A 518-nucleotide genomic window follows, 5' to 3' on the forward strand; every position below is an offset into this window, starting at 1 on the left:
TGACCATGCGCACCAGCGGCTCGTCATCGACGACCAGGATGGTCTTGCTGCCCGGCGCGGTCGCGACCATGTTCTCGTCGGACTGCGGCAACGCGTCTTCTCCGGCTTCACCCAGGTGACGCGGCAGATAGATGCAGAGCGTCGCCCCCTGCCCCAGTTCTGAATAAATGCGTACGGCCCCGCCGGACTGCCCGGCAAAACCATACACCATGGATAGTCCCAGCCCCGTGCCCTGCCCGGTCGGCTTGGTGGTGAAGAAAGGATCGAAGACATGCCGGTGCCGGTATCACTCACGCACAACGACACGTACTGGCCTGGTTGCACGCCACGCTGCATGGCGGCGATGTCGTCCAGCCAGCGGTTGGCCGTCTCGATGGTCAGCCGCCCGCCGTGCGGCATGGCGTCACGGGCATTGATGCACAGGTTCAGCAGGGCATTCTCCAGCTGGCCGATGTCCACGAAGGTGTTCCACAATCCACCCGCAGCGATGGTCTCCACCGTGATCGCCGGGCCCACGC

General features: G+C 64.7%; 1 pseudogene. It reads right to left on the minus strand.

What is annotated here, in order from left to right:
* Positions 1 to 518: pseudogene (locus ACFC3J_RS23035) on the minus strand (ATP-binding protein); the annotation flags it as partial.

Origin of the sequence: Sphingobium sp. (genome assembly GCF_041987595.1) — a bacterium.
Taxonomy (GTDB): Bacteria; Pseudomonadota; Alphaproteobacteria; order Sphingomonadales; family Sphingomonadaceae; genus Sphingobium.